17 protein-coding genes are annotated in these 24,190 nt (G+C 59.2%); 9 read left to right on the plus strand and 8 right to left on the minus strand.

Annotation, left to right across the window (positions count from 1 at the left end):
• Positions 1 to 16: 16 nt before the first annotated feature.
• Together C8C94_RS17235 and argC are read right to left on the minus strand one after the other, a co-directional pair.
• Complete coding sequence (locus C8C94_RS17235; RefSeq protein WP_121421574.1) at positions 17 to 2,710, minus strand: chemotaxis protein CheW; 2,694 nt, start codon at positions 2,708 to 2,710, stop codon at positions 17 to 19.
• Positions 2,711 to 2,873: 163 nt separating this feature from the next.
• A complete protein-coding gene (gene argC, locus C8C94_RS17240) occupies positions 2,874 to 3,806 on the minus strand; it encodes an N-acetyl-gamma-glutamyl-phosphate reductase (RefSeq protein WP_121421575.1) in 933 nt (310 codons plus the stop codon).
• Positions 3,807 to 4,021: 215 nt separating this feature from the next.
• Between argC and sucC the strand changes: the two genes are divergently transcribed.
• The 9 genes from sucC to C8C94_RS17285 all read left to right on the plus strand — a co-directional run bounded on the left by sucC (position 4,022) and on the right by C8C94_RS17285 (position 15,483).
• The gene (gene sucC / locus C8C94_RS17245; protein ID WP_121421576.1) at positions 4,022 to 5,182 is read left to right on the plus strand and encodes an ADP-forming succinate--CoA ligase subunit beta; all 1,161 of its coding nucleotides are present in this window, start codon (positions 4,022 to 4,024) and stop codon (positions 5,180 to 5,182) included.
• 15 nt (positions 5,183 to 5,197) lie between these two features.
• Positions 5,198 to 6,094, plus strand: coding sequence for a succinate--CoA ligase subunit alpha (gene sucD, locus C8C94_RS17250; RefSeq protein ID WP_056056609.1), 897 nt, complete (start codon positions 5,198 to 5,200; stop codon positions 6,092 to 6,094).
• Between the two features lie 359 nt (positions 6,095 to 6,453).
• A complete protein-coding gene (locus tag C8C94_RS17255; protein WP_121421577.1) occupies positions 6,454 to 9,084 on the plus strand; it encodes a CHASE2 domain-containing serine/threonine-protein kinase in 2,631 nt (876 codons plus the stop codon).
• Between the two features lie 17 nt (positions 9,085 to 9,101).
• Positions 9,102 to 9,890, plus strand: coding sequence for a Stp1/IreP family PP2C-type Ser/Thr phosphatase (locus C8C94_RS17260; RefSeq protein ID WP_121421578.1), 789 nt, complete (start codon positions 9,102 to 9,104; stop codon positions 9,888 to 9,890).
• 44 nt (positions 9,891 to 9,934) lie between these two features.
• Entirely contained in the window at positions 9,935 to 10,588 is a 654-nt protein-coding gene (locus tag C8C94_RS17265) for an FHA domain-containing protein (protein WP_121421579.1), read from the plus strand.
• Between the two features lie 63 nt (positions 10,589 to 10,651).
• The gene (locus C8C94_RS17270) at positions 10,652 to 12,913 is read left to right on the plus strand and encodes a CHASE2 domain-containing protein (protein WP_121421580.1); all 2,262 of its coding nucleotides are present in this window, start codon (positions 10,652 to 10,654) and stop codon (positions 12,911 to 12,913) included.
• 28 nt (positions 12,914 to 12,941) lie between these two features.
• Positions 12,942 to 13,733 carry a 3',5'-cyclic-nucleotide phosphodiesterase gene (locus C8C94_RS17275; protein WP_121421581.1) on the plus strand — a complete coding sequence of 264 codons (792 nt, stop codon included), beginning with the start codon at positions 12,942 to 12,944 and terminating at the stop codon, positions 13,731 to 13,733.
• A 311-nt stretch (positions 13,734 to 14,044) separates the two neighbouring features.
• Positions 14,045 to 14,572, plus strand: coding sequence for a pilin (locus C8C94_RS17280; RefSeq protein WP_121421582.1), 528 nt, complete (start codon positions 14,045 to 14,047; stop codon positions 14,570 to 14,572).
• A gap of 95 nt (positions 14,573 to 14,667) precedes the next feature.
• Complete coding sequence (locus tag C8C94_RS17285) at positions 14,668 to 15,483, plus strand: hypothetical protein (RefSeq protein ID WP_147433271.1); 816 nt, start codon at positions 14,668 to 14,670, stop codon at positions 15,481 to 15,483.
• Between the two features lie 61 nt (positions 15,484 to 15,544).
• Here the strand turns inward: C8C94_RS17285 and C8C94_RS17290 are convergent, their stop codons facing one another.
• From C8C94_RS17290 to moaC, 6 genes are all read right to left on the minus strand, one after another.
• Complete coding sequence (locus tag C8C94_RS17290) at positions 15,545 to 18,616, minus strand: fused MFS/spermidine synthase (RefSeq protein WP_121421584.1); 3,072 nt, start codon at positions 18,614 to 18,616, stop codon at positions 15,545 to 15,547.
• A gap of 214 nt (positions 18,617 to 18,830) precedes the next feature.
• Entirely contained in the window at positions 18,831 to 20,696 is a 1,866-nt protein-coding gene (locus C8C94_RS25485) for a hypothetical protein (RefSeq protein ID WP_147433272.1), read from the minus strand.
• A 137-nt stretch (positions 20,697 to 20,833) separates the two neighbouring features.
• Positions 20,834 to 21,790 (minus strand): acyltransferase family protein, encoded by a 957-nt coding sequence (locus C8C94_RS17295; protein ID WP_121421585.1) that lies wholly within the window; start codon positions 21,788 to 21,790, stop codon positions 20,834 to 20,836.
• Between the two features lie 101 nt (positions 21,791 to 21,891).
• Positions 21,892 to 22,620, minus strand: a complete 729-nt coding sequence (locus C8C94_RS17300) for a bifunctional 2-polyprenyl-6-hydroxyphenol methylase/3-demethylubiquinol 3-O-methyltransferase UbiG (protein ID WP_121421586.1) — start codon at positions 22,618 to 22,620, stop codon at positions 21,892 to 21,894.
• Positions 22,610 to 23,539 (minus strand): glycosyltransferase family 2 protein, encoded by a 930-nt coding sequence (locus C8C94_RS17305; RefSeq protein WP_121421587.1) that lies wholly within the window; start codon positions 23,537 to 23,539, stop codon positions 22,610 to 22,612. The genes C8C94_RS17300 and C8C94_RS17305 overlap by 11 nt, the downstream gene beginning before the upstream one ends.
• Before the next feature lie 47 nt (positions 23,540 to 23,586).
• Positions 23,587 to 24,078, minus strand: coding sequence for a cyclic pyranopterin monophosphate synthase MoaC (gene moaC / locus C8C94_RS17310; protein ID WP_121421588.1), 492 nt, complete (start codon positions 24,076 to 24,078; stop codon positions 23,587 to 23,589).
• Between the last annotated feature and the right edge of the window lie 112 nt (positions 24,079 to 24,190).

A 24,190-nucleotide genomic window follows, 5' to 3' on the forward strand; every position in this document is an offset into this window, starting at 1 on the left:
CACAAGCCAGCCCCGGTCAGCGCTGTGTTGTCAACTCTGCAGAGGTACTGCTGGCTGAGGGTGCCGCAAGCACCTCGGGTGGCAAGGGTACCCACCGGGCATCCAGGCCATTGGGGTCCACCACATACACGATGGCCTGCCCCGAGCCTCGATCGCTCAGGATGCCCGTGATCCATGGGGCATGTGCGGACACGCTGCCCGGCACAGGGTGCACGTTGTCCTGCGACACCACGCCCACCAGACGCTCCACCAACAGCACCACCGGGCGGCCTTGGCTCTTGACCACGACCGCCACGGCCCGCCGAGGGTCGGCCAATGCAGACAGGCCCGCAATGCGGCAGGCGTCATAGGCGGGCGCCATGCGGGTGCCGCCTTCGTGGGCAATCTCCAGCATGCCGGCCAGCTGCGCCGGGCCCGGCACCTGCACCAGGCGCGCGGCCGACATGGCCTGCTGCACGTGCATGCTGTCAATGGCCAGCAGCAGGGCGCCACAGGCCACCACACCATAGCGGCGCACATTGCCGCCCGCCCCCTGCACAGATGACTGCGGCAAGGCCAGGGCACCGCCGCTGACCACGGCGGGCTGCACGGGCATCAGCAATACGGAGTACACGGGTTCCCGGTATCCATCGTCGCGCTTGAATTCCCGGTATCCGGTGCTGACCGCCACACCCGCCAGATAGTCCTGCCCTTGCCAGTGCACGCGCTGCGCGGTGGCGGGCAGGACCGACGCAGTCGCCGCAGAGGAAGTTCTTGCGCCCTGCCCGGGCTGCCGCCCTGCGGCGGCGGGTGGCACTGCGGCCCGTGCGATATCTGCCACAAAAGGCAACACAGGTTGCGCACCGCCCAGAGCGGCATCCGGGCCATCCTCGTCGGCGCTGGCCAGCACACGCCCCTGCGCATCGGTGAAGAAGCCGCGCATGCCCTGGCCCTGCGGCAGGGCGTCGCACAGCACGGCCTTCAGCTCGGTGGCGCAGTTGAAGGCCAGCGCGATGCCGCCCACCACCGGGCCGCCCGGCGCAGCGCGCAGCGCGGCGCAGTACACATAGGCGGGCAGCCCATCGGCCAGCGCCTGGGGCTGCATGGGCGACACGGCGTAGGCCTGCGAACCTTGCAAGGCCAGGGTGCGCCGGACCAGGTCGGCATCCAGCTGCAGGTCGGCGGGCAGCGTGTTGGCATCGCAGGACACGGCCACCACGAGCCCCTGGCGGTCAAACAGCGCCACGCGCCGGTACACCGTGTAGAGGCTGTTGAGGTGCGCGAGGATCTGTGCCGCGCGCTGTGCTGCAGCGGCTGATTGCCCGGGCGCGCCCCGCGCCTGGATGTCACCCAGCGCATGGGCCAGTTCTTCGGACAGCGCCCACCAGCGGCAGTCGTTGGCGCGTTCGTAGAGGTTGCGGTCCATGATGCGGACCGCCAGGCCCGCATGGGCCTTCATCTCGGCGCGGCGCCCTGCCAACAGCAGTCCGCGCAGTTCCTGGATGGCACCGTCGAAGACGGCAATGGTGTCCTTGCCCGTGCGCCCGATCTGGTCAAACACGGCATGGATCGACGAGCCTGCACTCACTGCCGATTCGGCCACCTTGCCATTCCAGATCACGCGGGTAAGCCCTTCTTCGATGGCGCGGGCGCGTTCCACAATGGCGCGCAGCATGGGATCGTCCACCTCCATGCGCGCTGCCTCAGCCGTCGCCGGCGCGCCACCGCCCCCTGCCGACTCCTGCATACCTTGCTCGCCCTTGAACGCCGCATCCAGCCGCACCAGCGCCACCGCCCGCCAGGGCAGGCCTTGGTAGCCCTGGTAGCCCCGGGTGGTGCGCGCCTGCGCCAGGTAGTCGTGGCCCCGGTGGGTGCAGGGGCGGGCGTCAAGCGACTGCAGAGAGCCAGTGACCACGACCTCGCCCACTGAGAATTCAGCGGGCTTGCTGGACGCAATGACACGGTCACTGCCATCCACGAGCAGCAGCGCCACGCGGTCCTCGGGGTCGCGCAGGTCGGCAAAGATCGACTCCAGCTCGGAATGGAGTCCAAAGCGCAGCACCACGGCCCCGCAGGCGCGCCCCTGCGCCGATACAACGCGGTGCACATACAGCAGCAGATCGCCTTCGCCGGGATACCAGTCCGAGGCACCGTAGTGCTCGCCATAACCGGGCCTGTCCATCGCACCCCGCCACCACGAGGGCTCCTGCACAACCAAGGCCTCAGTCACCTGCCGGTCTTGCAGGCCCAGCAACGGATGGGCACAGGCATCCAGCAGCAGGATGTCGTCATAGACGGTGTATTTGGCGCGGTACTCTTGCAACCGCTGGCGCAGCAGCGTGGCGGCATCGGGGTCGCCTTGGACTGCCGCAGCCTCCACAAAAGCCACCAGCGGTCCATCGGTGGCGATGAAGCCGACATCGGCCGTGCGCTCGAAAAGGTTGCGCACCAGAATATCGATGGCCACCTGGGCGCGGGACGCCAGGTCGCCCATGCGGTTGCTCAGGTGGGTGGTGGCAATGTGCTCCACCATCTCCTGGGCCAGCGTGGCGAATGCGGTGCGCGTCTGGTCCAGGGTATGCAGGAAACCCGCCGCCTCGCCCGGGCACACGATGCGTGCAGTGGTGTCGATGACCTCCCAGCGAAGATCCAGGCGCTGCAACGCAGCTTCGAGCTTCTGCAGCGACCGCATCTGCGGCGCCACGATGTCATAAGACAGTGGAAAACCCATCAGCCCCCCCAAACATACGGCGTGCGCCAGTGGGCCTGGCGTGGTCAGCGGTCTGGAATCAGCTTAAACGATTCCGCCAGGGACGCCCACAGAAAAAACGCGCCAGGTCTGGCGCGTCGAAAACCTGCCGGGCAGACAGGAGTGTGGGGAAACCCGTAGCGGTTCAGAGACCGAGCATCAGCTGCAGGTTCTGCACTGCGGCGCCACTGGCGCCTTTGCCCAGGTTGTCCAGGCGCGCAATGACCACGGCCTGCCGGTATTGCTCGTTGGCAAACACGCGCAGCTCCAGCTTGTTAGTGTCGGTCAGCGTGTCGGCGGCGAGCTTCAAATCATCGGTGGGCGGCAGTACGCTGACCCACTGCTCGGGCGTGTTGGTGCGGCTGTAGTGACCGGCCAGCGCGTCGTGCAGGTCGCTGGCCTTGGGGGCTCCGGGCAGCAGGTCCAGGTGCAGCGGCAACTGCACCAGCATGCCCTGGCGGAAGTTGCCCACGGCGGGGATGAACACCGGGCGGCGTGTGAGGCCGGTGTAGCGCAGGATCTCGGGGATGTGCTTGTGCGTCAGGCCCAGGGCGTAGGCCTCATACGGCGCTGCAGTGCCTGCCTCGTACGCTTCAATCATGGTGCGGCCGCCGCCGGAATAGCCCGACACCGAAGGCAGGCTCAAAGGGTAGTCCGCAGGGATCAGGCCGGCGTCCACCAGCGGGCGCAGCATGGCAATCGCGCCCGTGGCGTAGCAGCCGGGGTTAGAGACACGGGTGGCGTCGCGCACCGCCTGCGCCTGCGATGCAGCGAGTTCTGGAAACCCGTACACCCAGCCATCGGCCGTGCGGTGGGCCGTGCTGGCGTCGATCACCTTGACCTTGCGGCCCGAGCTGCGCTCGATCTCATCGACCATCGCCACGGTGTCGCGTGCCGCATCGTCGTGCAGGCACAGCACCACCAGGTCGACCCCCGCGATCAGGTCGCGCTTGGCGGCCGGGTCTTTGCGCAACTCGGGCGCAATGCTGACCAGCTCGATCTGCGGCATGGCCTGCAGGCGCTCGCGGATCTGCAGGCCCGTGGTACCGGCTTCGCCATCGATAAAGACTTTGGACATGAAGGTGCTCCTGCAAAAAGGCGGCAGCGGCTGCCGGAATAGAAAAGAGAAAAAGGGGGGATGGGAAGCCTACCAGCCCAGCCCAGGGTGTAAGTTAGGCACAAGGATGGTGCGTTGCAACATGATACAGTCGCGGGTTGCCATGTCCCAAGCCCGCGGCCAGACATCTGTTCATGGTAAACGGGTAACTACCACCCTTCCCTGAGAGAGACCTCATGAAGATTCACGAATACCAAGGCAAGGAAATCTTGCGCAATTTTGGTGTGCCCGTTCCGCGTGGCATTCCCGCATTCACGGTGCAAGAAGCCGTTGAAGCAGCCCAGAAGCTCGGCGGCCCCGTGTGGGTGGTCAAGGCCCAGATCCACGCCGGTGGCCGTGGCAAGGGCGGCGGCGTGAAGGTTGCCAAGACCATTGACGACGTGAAGGCACGCGCCAGCGACATCCTGGGCATGCAGCTGGTCACGCACCAGACCGGCGCTGAGGGCCAGAAGGTCCGCCGCCTGTACATCGAAGACGGCGCCGACATCAAGAACGAACTGTATGTGTCGCTGGTCACCGACCGCGCCACCCAGAAGGTCGCCCTGATCGCTTCGAGCGAAGGCGGCATGGACATCGAGGAAGTGGCCCACTCCACCCCCGAGAAGATCATCACCGAGATGATTGACCCGCTGACCGGCATCACCGAAGAACAGAGCCGCAAGGTGGCAGCCGCCATTGGCCTGACCGGCGCCTCCATCGACCAGGCCGTAGACATCTTCGCCAAGATCTACAAGTGCTACATGGACACCGACGCGTCGCTGGTGGAAATCAACCCCCTGAACTGCGACTCCAAGGGCAACCTGATGGCCCTGGACGCAAAGTTCAACTTTGACGCCAACGCGCTGTTCCGTCACCCCGAAATCGTGGCCTTCCGCGATCTGGACGAAGAAGATCCAGCCGAAGTGGAAGCCTCCAAGTTCGACCTGGCCTACATCAGCCTCGATGGCAACATCGGCTGCCTGGTGAACGGCGCCGGCCTGGCCATGGCCACCATGGACACCATCAAGCTGTTCGGCGGCGAACCCGCCAACTTCCTGGACGTGGGCGGCGGTGCCACCCCCGAGAAGGTGACTGAAGCCTTCAAGATCATGCTGAAGAACCCCAAGGTCGAAGGCATTCTGGTCAACATCTTCGGCGGTATCATGAAGTGCGACACCATCGCCACCGGCGTGATCACCGCTTGCAAGGCCGTGAACCTGAATGTGCCGCTGGTCGTGCGCATGAAGGGCACGAACGAAGAGCTGGGCAAGAAGATGCTGGCCGAGTCTGGCCTGCCCATCATCGCTGCAGACACCATGGCCGAAGCTGCGACCAAGATCGTTGCTGCCGTCAAGTAAGCCCGGAGAATACACATGTCGATCTACATCAACAAAGACACCAAGGTCATCACCCAGGGCATCACGGGCAAGACGGGCCAGTTCCACACCGAAAAGTGCCAGGAATACGCGAACGGCAAGAACTGCTTCGTGGCGGGCGTGAACCCCAAGAAGGCGGGCGAGTCGATCTTCAACATCCCGATCTACGCCTCCGTCAAGGAAGCCGCCCAGCAGACCGGCGCCACCGTGTCGGTGATCTACGTGCCTCCAGCAGGCGCTGCAGATGCCATCTGGGAAGCCGTGGAAGCCGACCTGGACATGGCCATCTGCATTACCGAAGGCATTCCGGTCAAGGACATGCTGATGGTGCGCAACAAGATGAAGGCCAAGGAAGCTGCTGGCGGCAAGAAGACGCTGCTGCTGGGCCCCAACTGCCCTGGCCTGATCACGCCTGACGAAATCAAGATCGGCATCATGCCCGGTCACATCCACCGCAAGGGCCGTATCGGCGTGGTGTCCCGCTCGGGCACGCTGACGTACGAAGCCGTGGCCATGCTGACCGAAGTCGGTCTGGGTCAATCGAGCGCCGTGGGCATTGGTGGCGACCCCATCAACGGTCTCAAGCACATCGACGTGATGAAGGCTTTCAACGACGATCCAGACACCGACGCCGTGATCATGATTGGCGAAATCGGCGGTCCTGACGAAGCCGAAGCCGCCCAGTGGTGCAAGGCGAACATGAAGAAGCCTATCGTGGGCTTCATCGCTGGCGTGACGGCCCCTCCCGGCAAGCGCATGGGCCACGCTGGCGCGCTGATCTCTGGCGGTGCCGACACGGCCGACGCCAAGCTGGCCATCATGGAAGAGTCGGGCTTCATCATCACCCGCAATCCTTCGGAACTGGGCAAGCTGCTCAAGGCCCAGCTGAAGTAAATCTCGCTGCGCCCGTCCGCGTCACCGCGGACACCTTGGGCTTGAGGGCTCGCAGAGGAACGCGAACTCCAAAAAAAGCGTCCGGAACCAAGGTTCCGGGCGCTTTTTGCATGGGTGGGCCAAAGTGTGCCCGGGTGGCTCGTCGCATTCGGGTGACAAAAATGACACACCCGATTCATGCGTCCTGCCTGCCCCGACAAGAACCGCCATCGAATCCTCGATGAACCACCCGTCGCATGCGGTTGGGGGTCACACCAAGCCCCCTGCAGCCCCGGCTTAAATATTGCTTTGAACAGCTCTCAATACAGAGAGTGGAATATCAGCAAGTGGGACGAACAACCTCGGGGCGGTGGCTTGGCATGTGGCGTACCGATGGTTTGCGGGGCGCATTGGCTGCGGCGGTGCTGGTTGCACTGTGCGCAGCCACGGGTGTGTTCAAGTGGCTGGAGTACCGCGTGTATGACGCTGCGACCAGCATCCACACGCCAGCCCCGTTGCCTGAAATTGCCATCATTGGCATCGACGATGCCAGCCTTGAAAGCTTGGGCAACGGCCCCTGGTCACGAGATGTCTACGCCAAGCTGATCGATCAGCTTTCGGCGGCTGGCGCCAAGACCATTGTCCTGACCCCGTCTTTTGCCGAACCCCAGTCCGACCGTGGCCTTGCCTACCTTCGCAAAATGCGGGACACGATGGCGCGGGCGGGGGACACATCCCCGCTGGCGACGGAGTTGAGCCGCACCGTAGACGAGGCGGAGAAGGCTCTGGATTCTGACGCGCGCCTCGCCGCCAGCATCCAACGGGCCGGCAACGTATTCCTGGCTTCGCGCTACACCCTGGCGGGCGGTGCCCGCACGCCGCTGCCCGCCTATGCGCACCGCAGCGTTTTGCCGAACCCTGCGAGCTTTGCGATCCCCGCCACATCGGCGCAAAACCCGGTAGCCGGGATCGGTTCGGTGGCGGCAGGCGTTGGTCATCTTTCGGTCGCCCTGGACGAAGATGGTCACCTTCGCGGCATTCCCCTTCTGCTGCGGTACGACGACGTCGGCGTGCCCTCCTTGGCCTTGCTCGCGGCGAGGCACAGTCTGCATCTGGGCCAAAACGAACTGCGGGTTCAGACGGAGCCTCAGGGCATTCGCATGGGTGGGCTGCACGTTGTGACCGACGGTTCGGCGGTGATGCACCCGCGATTTCACGCAGCGCCGGACGGTGCCTCCGCATTCCCTGTGGTGTCTTTTGCCCAGGTATCCAGCGGCAAGATTCCGCCGCAGGACTTCAAGGACAAAGTGGTACTGGTGGGTGAGACAAGCAACGCGCTGGTCACCCCATGGGTCCAGTCCAGCGCGCGCACGATGTATCCCGTGGAGATGCTGGCGCAAACGCTGTCGGCCATACGGCTGGGCCTCGGGGTGCAACGACCTGAGTGGGCATGGACGGCGTCCTGGGGCAGCGCACTGGGAGCATTGCTCTTTGTTGCGCTGGCCCTTCCGAGACTCTCTCGTCCAGCCGGGGGAGTGCTGGGCGCAGGGCTCCTGCTCCTGCTCGTCGCCACTGAGTGGGGCCTGCTGCGTTACGCAGGGCTCTGGATTCCTTTGGCGCCCGGCGTGCTGGCTTTGTTGGGAGGCATCACAGCCTTTGCCGTGCTGGGCAAGCTCGGCGCAAGAGGTACACCCCCATCAGCGGAAACCGCCGAAACCGATCGCATGATGGGGCTTGCGCTGCAGGGGCAGGGCCAATTGGACATGGCCTTCGAGCGCTTGCGCCGGGTGCCGCCCAGCGATGCCCTGATGGACAACCTGTACCACCTGGCGCAGGACTTTGAGCGCAAGCGCAACTTTGCCAAGGCCAAGTCCGTCTACAAACACATCCTGCAGCACAACAAGGGATACAAGGATGCCCATGCACGGTACAAGCGTGTGCGGGCGCACCTGCAGAAGGAAACTGGCGCCCCGTCCAGCACACCCGCATCGATTCCCCCCACCCCAGCGCCGCGCCTGCCAGGTGATGCCGCAACCGGCATACCGATGCTGGGCCGCTATCAGATAGACAGGGAGATTGGCAAAGGGGCGATGGGCGTGGTCTACCTGGGAAGAGACCCAAAGATTGGACGCGTGGTTGCCATCAAGACCCTGGCGCTCGGCGAAGAGTTCGAGGGCGACGCACTCATCGATGCCAGAGCCCGGTTCTTTCGCGAGGCAGAAACAGCGGGGCGCCTGCAGCACCCCTGCATCGTGACGATCTTTGATGCTGGCGAGGAACACGATCTGGCCTACATCGCCATGGAGTTCCTCAAGGGCGCAGACCTGGCGCGGGCCTGCCATGCTGGGCATCTTCTACCGGTGGCCACGGTGCTTTCCATCGGAGCGCGCGTTGCCGAGGCGCTGGACTACGCCCACGCGCACAACGTGGTGCACCGCGACATCAAGCCTGCCAACATCATGTTCGACGCCGCCACGGATGCCGTGAAGGTGACGGATTTTGGCATTGCACGCATCACGGATTCCAGCAAGACACGCACAGGACTGGTTCTGGGGACCCCGAGTTTCATGTCACCGGAGCAACTCGCGGGCAAGAAGGTGGATGGCCGGTCAGACCTCTACTCATTGGGTGTCACGTTGTTTCAGCTGCTGACGGGCTCGCTGCCGCTGCGCGGGGAGTCGATGACGGAGCTGATGCACAAAATCGCCAACACGGAGGCGCCCGACATTCGGCAGCTGCGCCCCGAGCTTTCCCCCGCCGTGGCGCGCGTGGTGGCCCAGGCCCTTCAGAAACGCCCGGAGGCCCGGTACCAGACGGGCCGGCAATTTGCCGCCGACCTGCGGCAGGCGGGCGTGGCAGCCGGACAGGCGGGATCGCCGGAGCCGGGAGCAGTCGTCTATGATGCGGACCGCGATGCAACAGGGCATGAAATGGCGGATTTTCAGAGAACCGTGATGGAGCAACCCGCTGGGCGGGGCGCGGCATCCCCGCCGATTTCAGGCGCCCGATGACGCTCGCCCCAACATCCATGACCTACGAATTTTTCGCACGCACCGACAAAGGCCGCGTGCGCACCAATAACGAAGATGCGGTGGCGGTCGACCGGGATGCTCAGGTCGCCATCCTCGCCGATGGCATGGGCGGATACAACGCTGGTGAAGTGGCAAGCGGCATGGCCACCACGTTCATCCGCACCGAGATGGCCCGCTGGTTGGGGCAGGCCGGCAGCACTCCCCAATCGACCGACGTGCGGCGAGCCCTGGAGATCTGCGTCGAGAACGCCAACCATGCCATTCTGGGTGCCTCGCTTTCCAACCCCCAATATGCGGGAATGGGCACCACGCTGGTGGTCGGGGTTTTCCACGGCAGCCGCCTCATCCTCGGACATATTGGCGACTCCCGCTGCTATCGCCTGCGCGATGGCACCCTGCAACAGATCACACGCGACCACTCCTGGCTCCAGGAACAGGTTGATGCCGGCCTGCTTACAGCGCAGCAAGCCGCGCTGTCGTCCAATCGCAATCTCGTTACCCGTGCGCTGGGCGTAGAACCCAATGTCATGATGGAAGTCAACGAGTTTCAGGTGGCCCCCAATGACTTGTTCCTAATGTGTTCAGACGGCCTCACGGACATGGTCGCTGACTCAGACTTGGCGGAGCTGGTGCGAACACCACTGCCTTTGGAGGAAAAAGCCACATTGCTCATCGACACTGCCAATGCGAACGGTGGGCGTGATAACGTCAGCGTACTGCTGGTGCAAGCGGCTGCGGGGGGCAAGAAACGCGGCCTTATGTCCCGATTGCTAGGGGCCGCGTAAGTGGCGCCGACTACAACAATTACTCATCACATCAGGAGTGGATCATGCCCAGAATGATCGTTTCAATCGACGGGGTTGTCATCAAGGAAGTGCAACTGACCAAAGAGCGCACTACGCTCGGCCGCCGCCCTTACAACGACATCGTGATCGATAACCTCGCCGTGAGCGGCGAACATGCCGTCATTCACATGGCAGGCCAGGATGTGGAAATTGAAGACCTGGGGAGCACCAACGGCACCTACGTCAACGCCAAGGCTGTCAAGCGCCAGGAACTGCGCAATGGCGACACCGTTGAGGTGGGCAAGTACAAGATCCGTTTCCTGCACGAGGCTGAAGGGCAAAACTTCGAGAAGACCATGATCTTCAAACCGGGAATGGTGCCTCCGTTGGGCACGGCCTCCCGGCCTGCCCCGCTGGGTGCTGCCACTGCCCCGCCCATCTCCGGGGTCATCCGTGTGATGTCTGGTGCCGCTGCGGGACGGGAAGTGTCGCTGCAAAAAGTGGTTACCACCATCGGCAAACCTGGCGTTGCCGTGGCCTCCATTACCAAGCGGCATCAGGGCTTCGTGCTGGCCCATGTCGAGGGCCCCGACATGCCTCTGCTCAATGGTGCTTCCATCGGCACATCTCCTGTACCTCTCAAACACGGTGATCGGCTGGAGTTGGCAGGTACGGAAATGCAGTTCGAACAAAGCTGACGGCCGCACCCGGGCCTCGCGCCCCATCTGGCAATTTATCTGCCGACCTTGTCGCCGGAACCCATGCAATCCAGACTCTTGCATCTGTTCCGACGGCACGCTCGCCGCACGGCAGTCACCCTGATTCCGTTAGCGTTTGCACTGCTGCACATTTCAGGCGCCCTTCATCTCCAGGTGCTGGAGCGGCTCGAAAACATCATCTACGACACCCGGCTGCGTGCGACCATGCCGCGTACGCTGGACGAGCGCATCGTCATCGTTGATATTGACGAAAAAAGCCTTGATAGGGTGGGGCATTGGCCTTGGGGACGGGACAAGCTTGCTGCTTTGACGCAGGAGCTGTTTGAACGGCAACAGGTCGCGCTGGTGGGGTTTGACGTCCTCTTCGCGGAAGCAGACGGAAGCTCGGGTCTCGCAAACTTGGAGCGTTTGGCCAAAGGGCCTTTGCGGGCGCAGACGGGCTTCAAGGAACAACTGGCGCGCCTGGCTCCCGCTCTTGACTACGACGCACTCTTTGCCCGCGCTCTGCAAGGCCGACCTGCGGTTCTGGGCTACTACTTCACCAGTGACCGGGACGGGAGAACAAAAGGTGTTCTACCCCCTCCTGCCTTGCCCACCGAGAGACTTCGTGGTCTCCCATTGCGGGCCACCTCCTGGGGTGGATACGGCAGCAACATTGAAAAACTGGCCAATGCTGTGCCTGCTGCGGGTTTTTTCAACTCGGTTACCGATGACGATGGCGTAGTCCGTTCCCTTCCTCTCCTTGCGGAGCACCAGGGAAAGTACTACGAATCCTTGGCGCTTGCGATGTTTCGCACTCTGCTTGGCTTGCCGGAAGTACATCCCAACTATGTCAGCGCCGTCCCCCAAGGCACCCACGACACCTTGCACAGCATCGTGCTGCGCCAGCATGGCCGCGAACTTGCGCTGCCTGTAGACGACCGGCTAGCAACACTCATACCCTTTCGCGGCCCCGGCGACGTGAGCGGAGGGTCATTCCGCTATGTTTCCGCGTCGGATGTACTGGAGGGCAAACTGCCTGCCAACAACCTGCAAGGCCAACTGATTCTGGTGGGCTCAACAACCCCCGGTCTGCTCGACCTGCGCGTAACCCCCGTAGGCCGAACCTATCCCGGCGTGGAAACCCACGCCAATATGCTGTCCGCCTTTCTTGACGGCAAAAGCATCGTGCGACCGGACTACGCGGTAGGCTTTGACGCTGCACAGCTGCTCTGCGCAGGTGTTTTACTGGCCGTCGCCCTGCCCGCGCTGTCAGCCACCTCGGCGGTGCTTCTTAGCCTGGGGGTCGTTGCAGCGCTGGCAGGCCTCAACCTGTGGCTCTATCTGGCTCAAGGCTTGGCAATGCCACTGGCGACGGTAATCGTGATGGCGGTACTGGCATTCGCGCTCAACATGGTCTACGGCTACTTTGTAGAGAGCAAATCAAAACGTGAGTTGGCGGCCCTTTTCGGCACCTACGTCCCCCCCGAGCTGGTGGACGAAATGGTCAAGGAACCCGAGAACTACAGCATGGAGGCCACGAGCAGGGAGCTGACGGTGATGTTCTGCGACATGCGCGGATTCACCGCCATGTCGGAACGGATGGAGCCTTTGCAATTGCAGGCTCTTCTGAATGACGTATTCAGCAAACTCACGCACATCATTCGCGGCCACCGTGGCACCATCGACAAATACATGGGCGACTGCGTGATGGCGTTCTGGGGCGCTCCCGTATCCACACCCGACCACGCCCACCTGGCTGTCTCTGCCGCCATCGACATGGCGAGCGCCATTGCGCAGATCAACGAAGGCCATCGCCAGCGGGGGCTGCCTGACATTGGCGTCGGCATCGGTCTGAACACCGGGATGATGTGTGTGGGCGACATGGGTTCGGACATCCGTCGCAGCTATACGGTGATCGGCGACGCGGTCAATCTGGGATCGCGCCTGGAGGGGCTGTCAAAACACTACGGCACATCCATCGTCGTGAGTGCGAGCACACAAAGATTGGCACCACAGTTCGCGTGGCAGCAGCTGGACCTGGTCCGGGTTAAAGGCAAAGCGCAGGCGGTGGCCATTTACCGGCCCCTCTGCAAACTCGAGGCGTTGACCGAATCGCATGCGAAGGAACTGAAAAGTTGGAGCCAATTCCTGGCAGCCTACAAAGCCCAGGATTGGGCACAATGCGAGCATTGGCAATTGCGCTTTAAGGCATACAGCCCGGACAGCGTGCTTTACCGCTTGTACGGAGACCGGGTAACGCACTTGCGGAAACAGCCATTTGTCGCGAATTGGGACGGCGCCACCAATTTCGACAGTAAATAGTCGGGCCAATAAACTCTGAAAGCTACCCATGAAGGTTCGCGTGCTCGGATGCTCCGGCGCCATCGCCAAAGACTGCCGCACGACCTCGTTCCTGATTGACGACAACATCCTTATTGATGCTGGAACGGGAGTAGGAGACCTCACGCTAGAGGAGATGAGCAAGATCGACCATGTGTTCCTGACACATTCGCACCTGGATCACATTGCGGCGTTGCCGCTGATGCTCGACGCAGTGACCTCAATGCGCAGCGCGCCCGTCCGGGTCCACGCTCTATCGGGCACTATTGCCGCCTTACAGGCCCATGTGTTCAATGACGTCATCTGGCCTGACTTTAGCGCCATCCCGTCGGCTCACCAGCCTTTTATGCGGTACCACACCATCCGGACGGGCCAGCAGATCAATGCGGGCGGCATTCTGATCGAGGCTCTGCCGGCCTTGCATACCGTTCCCGCAGTGGGATATGCAGTACGCGGCGCCGACGGCTGGTTGGCGTTCAGTGGGGACACTGGGCGCAACCCTGCGTTCTGGACTCGCGTTAACGCTTTGCCAGTTGCCCTCCTTATTATCGAAACCGCGTTCAGTAACCGCGAAGTCGAGCTTGCTAACCGTAGTTTGCATCTGTCGCCTTCCACCTTGGCCGAAGAGCTCACTAACATACTCCCGGGCCAGCGGTACCCAATCTATATCACCCACGCAAAACCTTCGGAGACTGGACTCATCATGGAAGAGATTCGAGAGTTTGAAGTGCATATGCCCCAAGGGTTTACAGCACCGCACAACATTCGTTGGTTGCAAGCGGGTCAGAAGTTTGTTGTATAGCCACGGGCTGAGCAAACGAGCGGACTGCTGCGACTTGTTTGTGCATGTATAGCGATGGACTACGATGAACCCCGGTTTGGTCGCACCCGCGCCATCCGGTACCCACGACATCGCAGACGTGGCGGGGAGAAATCTGACATTCTTGATCGGTCAAAAATGTCACTCATCACAACAATGGACACACCCCGTTACAACACTCGTCCTTTTTGCCGCAAACTGGTGCCAGCTGCTGTCTGGCACGAAAACTGCGTCAGATCTGCAACCTGATATGTTCTTCAGGTTCAATTGCAATTGACCTCCAAGGAGTTTTTATGAAGCGTTTCATGCAAAAGGGTTTTACCCTGATCGAACTGATGATCGTTGTGGCGATCATCGGTATCTTGGCTGCCGTGGCGCTGCCTGCCTACCAAGATTACACAGTCCGTGCGAAGGTCTCTGAAGCAGTCATCGCAGGCTCTTCCGTCAAAGGCATGTTTAGCGAAGCATTCCAAACCGATGGCACGCAGGGACTGATCAACGCGGCAACTGCTTACGATGCCGTTCCCATTGCGGAAAAGTCTTCGAAGTACGTACAGAATATCGTTGTCAATAAGGCCTCGCCATGGACGATCACCGTTCAGGTTGATGCAACTGCCGCAAACGGTATTCCCACGGGTCTGGATGGTCAAACGATCACTTTTTCTCCAAATGTGAACGGCAAAACTCCAGCAGTCACTTCTCAAGGTGCCGTAGATTGGGCTTGCGGCTCTGTGACGACTTTGAATGCTGCAGCCCGCAAGTTGGCTAACGTTGCGAAGGGCACGTTGCCCGCCAAGTACGCTCCTTCCGAGTGCCGTTGATTTTCTTGCGCTGAACTGCGCTGGAATTTTGGTTTTCACAACGCCCGCTTTTGCGGGCGTTGTTGTTTACTTCGAGCTTTTTTAAGTTTCCACATATGACTACGCGAAGTCTGCCAGTACTTGTTCGTCTTGCAGAAACCTTGCCTTGGGCATTCCGCCACTTACTGCTGTCGTTGACGATTGCGGGGGCGACTTCTGTATTGGTTTTCGGCGTCTGGTTTCCCACGCCCTACCGCGAAGTTTCGGGTGGGCTTGCGCTGTTTGTCTTAATGTTGGGAGTGGACGTGGTCTGTGGGCCATTGCTGACCCTGCTGCTGCTGCATCCATCCAAGTCACGCAAGGCGCTGGCCGTGGACATAGCATTGATCGCCTGCGTGCAGCTTGTAGCATTGGCCTATGGCCTGCACACGCTGAGTCAAGCACGGCCGCTGGCCGTGGTTTTCGAGGTAGACCGTTTCCGGGTTGTGACGATTGCCGACATTCTTGAGCGCGATTTGGCGGCCGCGCCGCCCTGGGTACGTCCCTGGAGCTTTAAGCCGCCTCAAGTGCTGGGTACGCGCACAGCCCGCAGCGGCGTTGAAAAACTCGACAGCGTCGATGCATCACTTCAGGGAATAGAGCCAGCACAACGGCCTAGCTGGTGGCAAGACTATCTCCTGAGTGCTGCCAGCGCCAAGGAGCGGTCCTTGCCGCTGAGCGCGCTGCAACAGCTCAATCCCGGACGAATCCACCATATTCAGATGGCTGCGGCCCAGGCCGCACAGGCGCCGCAACCGGGGGAAACCAGTAGTCCCAACGCGCTGCGCTGGCTGCCGCTGGTGAGTCGCCAGGCGATGGATTGGGTAGTACTTTTAGACCCTGCCACTGCACGCATCCGTGGCTATGTAAAAGCAGATGGCTTCGGATCCTGATGCCTCTTTGTGGGCGGAGCTTAATGCATGACAGGTACGGAAATTTAGAGCTCTAACGTAATCAGCGCACGGGAACTTCGACCTGTCGCGCTGGCGCTGTTGCTTCAGTGTGGCTTTGAGCGATCGCCACTAGTAGCCCCAACCCGGTGGTCTGATTGGCATCCAGCGTTACCTTAGGGCCGTACGACTCCGCTGTTTGCAGCAACTGGTCCCAGCGTTTCTGGTGGGCTAGGCTGTACAGCACGGCTGAAAGCGCCATTGAGCTGAAGTCTGTTTGCAGGGCAGCGATCTGCGGTGGCCGTTCAAGCCATTGTTGGCCAAACTTCTCCATTGCTGCATAGTCTCGTCGCGCATGGGCATCCAATATCTCAAAAACGGCTCTGAACTCGACGGGCATACTGACACATCGGGCCCACTCAGGCTCAATCAGAACGCCTCGGAGCTCTTGAGTGCTCAAGTGCCCGAGAGTCCGCTCTGCTAGTTCGCGTAAACGCAAAGAAAATGAAGATGTTCGCTGGGCGCTCCAAGTTGTAGAGCATTCCGCTAGCAAGGCTTTTATCTGCAGCGCAGGGAGTGTGGCCTTGTCGTTCAGCCGCCCATCGGCGTGTTCTTTTATAGTCTGATTGCGCATTGCGCCTGCCAATGCGCGCGCTCGAAGGGTGTAGACGTCAGCGATGAAGTGATCCAGCGGTGAGGGCGACATCTCTGCCGGCAAAGGCAGGCGCACGGCCAGCGTTTCCAGCAGCTGCGGCAGATAAAAGGGCAAAGTTAAGATTCCGTCGGCAGAAGATTTGAGGTAGCGCGCTTTGGGCGCATGCAGACCAAGTACAGGGTAAAAGTCAGAATTGGTAGGCAGGCTGCCGTAGTAACGGGCGATGCCGCGCAGCAAATCGGCATTGGCGACCTTCCGAAATGCCAATCGTTGCGTGCTGTCCAGCTGTAGCCGTGCGAGCTCTGCCTTCAGCTGGGGCGACTCCAGAACCCGCTGGGCGTCCAACTCTGGAAGTGGGCCGTTTTTGGTGGCGATGATCAGTAGATCTGTGGTGTTGGACAGCCAGGCACCGTAGTCGCTGAACGACGATGTAGTGAGTCCCTTCAATATGGAAGCGACCAGCTGGTCGTTGATCTCGTAGAGCTGCACCCACTGTACAAACAGACCGTTGTCAGTCAAATGGCTGGGGATGAACCGATAGAACTCCTCGGAAAAAAGCGCTCCAACGCCGCTGATCCAGGGGTTTGATGGCTCAGAAATAATAATGTCGTACTGCTTTTTCTGACCGGAAAAGTACGACTTGGCATCGTCAATGACGATACGCGAGCGTTTATCGGTATAAGCCCGCTCTACGCGGGGCCCGAAAGATCGCGCGCCTTCCACCATAGCTTGCTCAATCTCAATGGTGTCCACCCCCTCCAGGCGCGGGTCGCCGAGCAGCGTGTGGGTGGTAAGGCCCGAGCCGAATCCGATGACGCCGACTTGTTTGGGCTCGTCCAACATGGCCAGCGGCAGGACTGCCGCCATGGTCATCGTGGGCTCGTCGTCGGATGGCGGCACGTCACCCTTCATTTGAATGGCTGCATCCGGCTTGCCATTGGTTGATATGCTGAGGCCGCCATTTTCAGAGAGCACGGCCGCTACGCTCGCGGTTTTGCCATCCTTGTAATAAAGAATGCGATCGTCATTGAAAAGACTAGATCGCCCGTGCCGGTACACGCCCGAAGCCATGGTCATCGGGTCAAACGGTATGCGCACGGCCAGTATGAGTGCAACGGCCGCCAGCCCTGCTGCAATTCCAAAGCGCAGCATGGAGCGCTGATCCTGAACCTGCCCCCGCAGCAGGAACAAGCCAATGCCGATGTCCACCAGCGCCGCAATACACAACGCCAATTTAAGCCCTACAGAGGGAATCAGCAGGTGAATGGCGACCAACACGCCGAGGATGGAGCCCAGGGTGTTCCAGGCATATACCCGTCCAATGGACCGTTCGCCGTGCCCGGCACGGAGCAACGCTACCGTGAACAGCGGCAAGGTGGTACCTGCAAAAAAAGCGGCGGGCATCATGATGGCGATGGCGATGGTGGCGGTGCCCAGGTTGAACAGCGTATAACCGCCATCGGTTTTGGCCAGTGCCTGCATCAGCCAACCCACCCACGCAAAGGCGTTGGCGTAGACGGCCAGCGAAGCCAGTGCGGCGATGCCCATGAGAACCTGCATCCAGCCCACCAGTCGCAAAGGAGACGAGGTGCTGTCCGCGTGCCTGCGCACCCAGAGCCCGCCGAGCGCGATACCCGCAATGAAGGATGCCAGCATCAGCTCGAAAGCATGCATGGTGCTGCCCACGGCCATGCTGAGCATCCGGATCCAGATGATTTCATAGGCAAATGACGCCGCGCCGGACAAGGCAGTGCCAAACAGCACAGTGCGCAGCAAGGCGTTCTTACGCAGTGATTGTTCCGGCGCAATTGCACCCACAACCGCCGGAGCAGGGATAGGCTCGGGCTCCCTAGCCAGCCACCATGCCAGCGCCGCCACACCGAAGTTCAAAACCCCCGCTGTGACCATAGCACCTGGCAGCCCAACCCAAGGCAGCAGCACAAACACGGCTGCCAGCGCCCCGATCGCGGCGCCGATACTGTTAGTGAAATACAGCCCGCCGAGAAGATTGCCAGCGCTGCCCGGATAGCGCCGGATCAGGCCACCGCTCATCAGCGGGAAGGTCATGCCCAGCAATATCGTCTGGGGAAGGATAAGCAGGGCTGCTATGCTCCATCGGGCGATATCCACTGCCACTGGCGAGCCCAATGCGGGAATCAGGGTGTCGTAGCTGAAACCCGCCACGCCAGTAAACACCTGATGAAACACTAGGCCGAGCACGCCGATGATGGCCTCAATGACCGCATAGCCGCGAATCAGGTTTCGCCACTTCTGGCCGGCCCGGGCAATCCAAGCCGCCCCGGCCGCCATACCGCCCATGAAGATGGCTAACACCAGAGCCTGCGCATAGGCTGCATGGCCCAGGAAAAGTCCCAGATAGTGAGACCAGATGGATTGGTAGATGAGCCCCGCAAAACCCGAAAGGATAAATATAGCAAGCAGCCCGCCCCGCTGGCGGTTCTTTGTGATCTCGGAACTCATTCGTTGTCTCTCTCGGGTATGTTGCAGTTTAAAGATTGCAGCAAGATTGATGCCGTATGCAAATTTACTGCACCATCAGACAGGCGATTCTCGCTGCAGACGGGGGGATTGAACTCTACCAATGCCCGGCTCATCGCACTCGGATACAGAGCGAGTTTGGCGTCACACACCACGGCCCAGCCGACCTCAACTCCGCGCTGGGGCGAGTTACGCTTCATTCAAGGTTGTCTCCGGGCGGCTGCCGATGCCCCCACGGTGTCAGCAGGGCGCGGCATGCGGAGGACGGGGCCGCAGCATCCAACGCAATGAAAGTATAGGGATGGGTCTGACTTTGCATCAATACACATAGACGGTCTCGAGTTTGGCGTGTGGCAGTGGCATCTTGAGCCTCGAGCACGATCTCGAACTTCATGTCCTGGACCGCAGGGTTTTCTAGACGTGCCTGAGCCGTCACTTTGGATGACACCAATCTTGATGGCGCCCAGCCGGCCAATATCAGAAGATGTCCAGCGCCTTCCGAAGGCGCCGTACCGGATACATGCAATTGCTTGCCCTTCACATGCATCTCGGGACTAGGCCCTCGGTAGGCATCTGCCAGTGGGTGCATGCCTGGCAACAGTAGCCCCTTTTCGGACTGCGCCCTGGCAAGTGCTGCCTGACGCTCACCCATTGTTAGCGACAGGAATGACCGAAAGCAGTTGCAGAGTGCGTCCCAGACCTGCACCCCCGCTTGCTCGGCAGGGTCGCTGGAAATGGCACGCAGAAATTTCGGTGGGTTGCCCACAGCGTGGCCGCTGCGACGCAACGCTTCGTGGGCGGCGTAAGTCACAAACGTAACGTAGCCCGCACCGTTGAACTCTGCTGGTACCCAATGTGTTACCTCCGAAGTCGGCTGCAAAATCGTCCTTGAATGGGCGTCGAACAGCGCTTCCCGCTGCTGATCGTCCGGGCGCAGGATAGTCATTTGCCACACGGCCAAAGTTGAAAAAAGCAGGCAGGCGAACCACTGCATGCGGCGGAGCGGGCCCTTCCATGGCGCGGCCCATACCAAACAAACCAGAATCCATGGGGCCCAGAGATAACGTGCGTGTAGCGCCCACGGCGGATCACTGCCCGCCAACACAACCAGGGGCAGTAGCGTAACGACAACCGCGGACGCGCATACCGCGACCCAAGCGCTTGAATAGCGTACTCTTGCAAACAATGAGATGCAAACTAGTGCCAGGGCTGCCAGGCCGTGTACACCTTCTCCAAACAGGACGCTAGGAATCGAAGCGAGACTGCGCATAGCATTAGTAACGTTCCAACTGCTTACGCCGCCGCCATAGTAGCCCCCTGCACCGTCAAAAACATGCAAGCGCGCCAGGGTGTACGCCAAGGCAACCAGCATGGCTGGCGCAGCGCAAACCGCAACTCTGCGCGCTGATGGCACGAACACCCATGGCACAACAAGCCACATCAATATCCAGGGGACATAGATCTCCTTACATAGACATGCCAATCCATAAAGCAATGCTCCAGCAAGGCTCATGCCCAGAGCGTTACCTTGGGCAGTTTCCCCGGCATTGACAGCGCGTATCTGCAATACAAGTCCGAAGCTAGCAAATACCAGCCCGTCAATGTAGTGCCCCACCATCAATTGCTGAGCCATCTGAGCTGCCGGGACGCCGACCAACAACAAAGCCGGGGTCGCCCATGCGCGATGTGCCGGAAGCCACTGCCGCAAGAGCACGTACAACCCAGCAGCTGCAGCCCAAAGTGACAGAAGGTGATGGGCGTAATACCAGCGTACGTTGGCACCAAAGAGCGCGCTATTGACGTAGTACAAAAAAAGATTCCATGGAGCGAACTGGTTGCCTGAAACCGATCGCATGACCTCTGGATCAGAAAACACACTGGTCCACGGATACTGAGTCGTATGGAGCAGATGCATCCCGTCGTCCCAGCGCCACGAGCCCGACAAAGCACTATGGTGAAGTGCGAGGACGAGCAAGGCCAAGCAAAGTAACGCAAGGCCATCCGAGTATGGCTGTTGAAGCTTTATGTGCGCGGCAGACGAAGATTTGATACCGTGGGACATATGTGAATGGCGGAGTCATCGATAGGCGTGTTGCAGGGCATATGTGCAACTATTGCCACGCTACTTGCCCGTACATCCGTTAGCTGTCACATTCCGGGCAATGTCATGCGGGCTCCGAAGTTCTTTTAAGTACCCACTTACAATATTATTTTTAATTTGCGATTCACCTTCACCAAAAGCATCGATGCAAATACGGAAAAGAAAATCACCACCAAGGTCAGCAATGAACCTGAAATATCGACAAATACAAAAACCAAATGAATAACAAATACATGAATAAAATAAATCGCTGAAGAATACTCAGAGAGCCTTTTCCCACGACCTTCAAAATGTAACTTCAAAGTCAAAATGAAAATAGCAGGACACACCAATGCGAGCGATACATAATTATCAAACTCTCCATCGCGGCTTGGCTGGGTAAAATTCAAATATGATTCAGACATTAATAGCACGCCCCCTACAGCCACTCCCAAAAAAGCAGAGCGAAGTGATACACAGTCTTGAATTGAATATTTATTAATCAAATAACCGATACAGAAAAAAGGGAATGAAAAAAATACAGCATTTCTATGGGATGGATGAAAATTAAATGCGGCATCATACACTGTGCCGGAGAGCATATGGTAGTTTCCGGCGTACTGGATCATCACACCAAGCACAAACGCCATTGCAGCAAGGGTCATCATTAGTTGGGGACTTCTGTTTTTTAGAAATACCATTAACAATGCCGCCCCCAGCATGCCAGAGATATACCACAAATGCCAATATCCAATCAAAAAAATAGAAACCATCTGACCGACTGCAAAAAAACCCCCATCCGGAAGATCAATCCAGAAATATGAATAAAAACCCATCCATATCAAATATAGAACCGCGCCCCTCTTAAACCAGGCAGACTGGCAATTTTTTTCTGTTGCGACAAAGAAATAAAATCCGTTAATCATCAAAAACAACGGAACCGCAATCCTAAAAATTCCATTAACCGCAAGATAACTAGCCAATTTATTAAATTCACTCAAAAATTCAGTGTGCAAACCGACCACCATGATGGCCAAGCAAATTTTGAGAACATCCAGGGAGGTGTTTCTGAGCAAATCAAACTTTCGACAGAGCTTGTCAATTCAATTTATAAATAATGAAAATTTTGAATCACGCACAGCACTAAAAAATACTTCAACTGGTGAGTTCGAAATATCTACCGACGAACCAACACAGCAATGATGGACGCTCCCCAAGGAAAAGTGTGTTGGCGTAACCAGTGTGCTTCTGACGCAAAAACGCACTGGAGCAACGAATTAATCCAGTGCGCAGGTAAGCGGGTATCACTGTGCGGGTTGCTCTTGGAAAGAAGTCGCTGTTTGATGCGATGTGCTACCACCAGAGGTAACAGCCAAGTGTTGAAGTGACCTAATCGCTGGACTTGCCATCCAGACTGCTCGGCGAGAGCGCGCAAGGATCCAGCACGATATCTTCGCTGATGATGGTGAACAATGTCATGCCCACTCCAAAGCCACTGGTATGCCGGAACGGTCAGCACCAAGTGCCCGCCGGGTTTGACAATTTTCAGAATACTCTGAAGCGAGGCAAAATCGTCAGGGATATGTTCCAGCACATCAAAAAGGCACACAAGATCAGCTGAAGACAGAGGGGGGAGATCGTAGGGTAAATGTCCCGGCAAAACACTGCAAGCATTGCATTTTTCTGCATATCTGCGAGCAAACTGATCCATTTCCACCGCTGTAACTGCTCCGAACTCCTGCAACATTGCAATATTACCCCCCGTTCCACATCCAAGTTCCAAAATCTGCGGGGTGGCAGGTAATGGTAACGCCTGCAAGACGCTTCGCAAAATTGCCCGCCGAGCGACGAACCACCAGTGTTCATACTCAAGCCGGGCCATTTCCTTGTAGACTTCAGGTGACATCGTGGGGATATATTGAGCGGACTATGTATATAGGTCTTTGCTTAGACTCAGCGTGAATTCGACCGATATATTCCCCCAAAACACCTATTCCGATCAATTGCACTCCGCCCAAGAACAAGATAGCAGTGAGAAGGGATGCATATCCCGGCACATTCACCCCGCCCAACAAAGTGTAAATCACGATAAATATACCATGACAAAATGATGCAAAAGCCACAATAAAACCAATATAAGTCCAAATTCGAAGTGGAGCAGTGCTAAATGAAGTGATACCCTCCAGGGCGAAGTTCCATAATTTCCAAGCTGAAAATTTTGTAGTACCTGCTGCACGAGGTTCACGAACATAGTCGACAATAGTGGTCTGAAAGCCTACCCACGAAAGCAGCCCTTTCATGAAGCGACGACGCTCAGGAAGCCTTTGAATAGCGCGTATCACCTTACGGTCCAACAACCGGAAATCGCCGACATCTGCAGGTATTGGCCTCTCAGCTACAACGTTGTGAAGGCGATAAAAAGCATGCGAGGTACTTCGCTTGAGCCAACTATCGTTGGAACGGTCCTTGCGTCGGGCCAGCACCACTTCATTGCCTGAGAGCCAACGGGTGATCATTTCCGGGATCAGTTCGGGAGGATCTTGTAGATCGGCATCAATAAGGATAACCGCAGCACCTCTCGAGTGATCGATAGCAGCCGAGAGCGCGGCCTCTTTTCCAAAGTTGCGAGACAAATCAATAACACGCACAGCCGGATTTATTCGGGCATGCGCACGCAGCAACTTCAGCGTATCGTCAGTACTCCCATCATTGACGCAAACAATTTCATATGCCATACCCAGGCTCTGCATAACAATCGCCACCCTTTCAATGAAGGAGTCAACTACGGCGGCTTCGTTATAAAAAGGGCATGCAAGTGAAATCATGAATAATTTTCTGGCCTATGTTTTTAGGGTCCGTCCGGCGCACCCATTCAGCCCAACGCAACAAAACTCCCCGACTTCCCCCCCCGCTTCTCCGCCACCCGCACCCCGTTGATCACCATCCCCCGATCCACCGCCTTGCACATGTCATAGATGGTGAGCAGTGCCACCTGCACCGCCATCAACGCCTCCACCTCCACCCCGGTCGGCCCCACGGTCTCAACGGTGGCGGTGCATCGCACGGCCTGTTCGGCGGGGAGTAGTTCAAACTCCAAGGCCACGCGTGTCAGTGCCAAGGGGTGGCACAGCGGGATCAGATCGCTGGTCTTCTTGGCCGCCATGATGCCTGCTAGGCGGGCAATGCCCAGCACGTCGCCTTTCTTGGCGGTGCCTGATTCGATGAGCGCCAGCGTCTGCGGCTGCATGTCGATACGCCCTTTGGCGACGGCCACGCGGTGGGTCGCGGCCTTGGCGCCAACGTCCACCATGTGGGCTTGGCCTTGGGCATCGAAGTGGGTGAGGGGTGAGGCGGGGGTGGACATAGACAATGGAGCGAACGTTTTTGGGGCGAAGGCATCATAAGGCGTTAGTCGTACAGGGCAAGCCCGGTGCATGGCCCTGAGGGTGGACAAAGGACCTTCGTGCAAAAATTTC

The organism is Acidovorax sp. 94 (assembly GCF_003634645.1).
Lineage (GTDB): Bacteria > Pseudomonadota > Gammaproteobacteria > Burkholderiales > Burkholderiaceae_C > Acidovorax > Acidovorax facilis.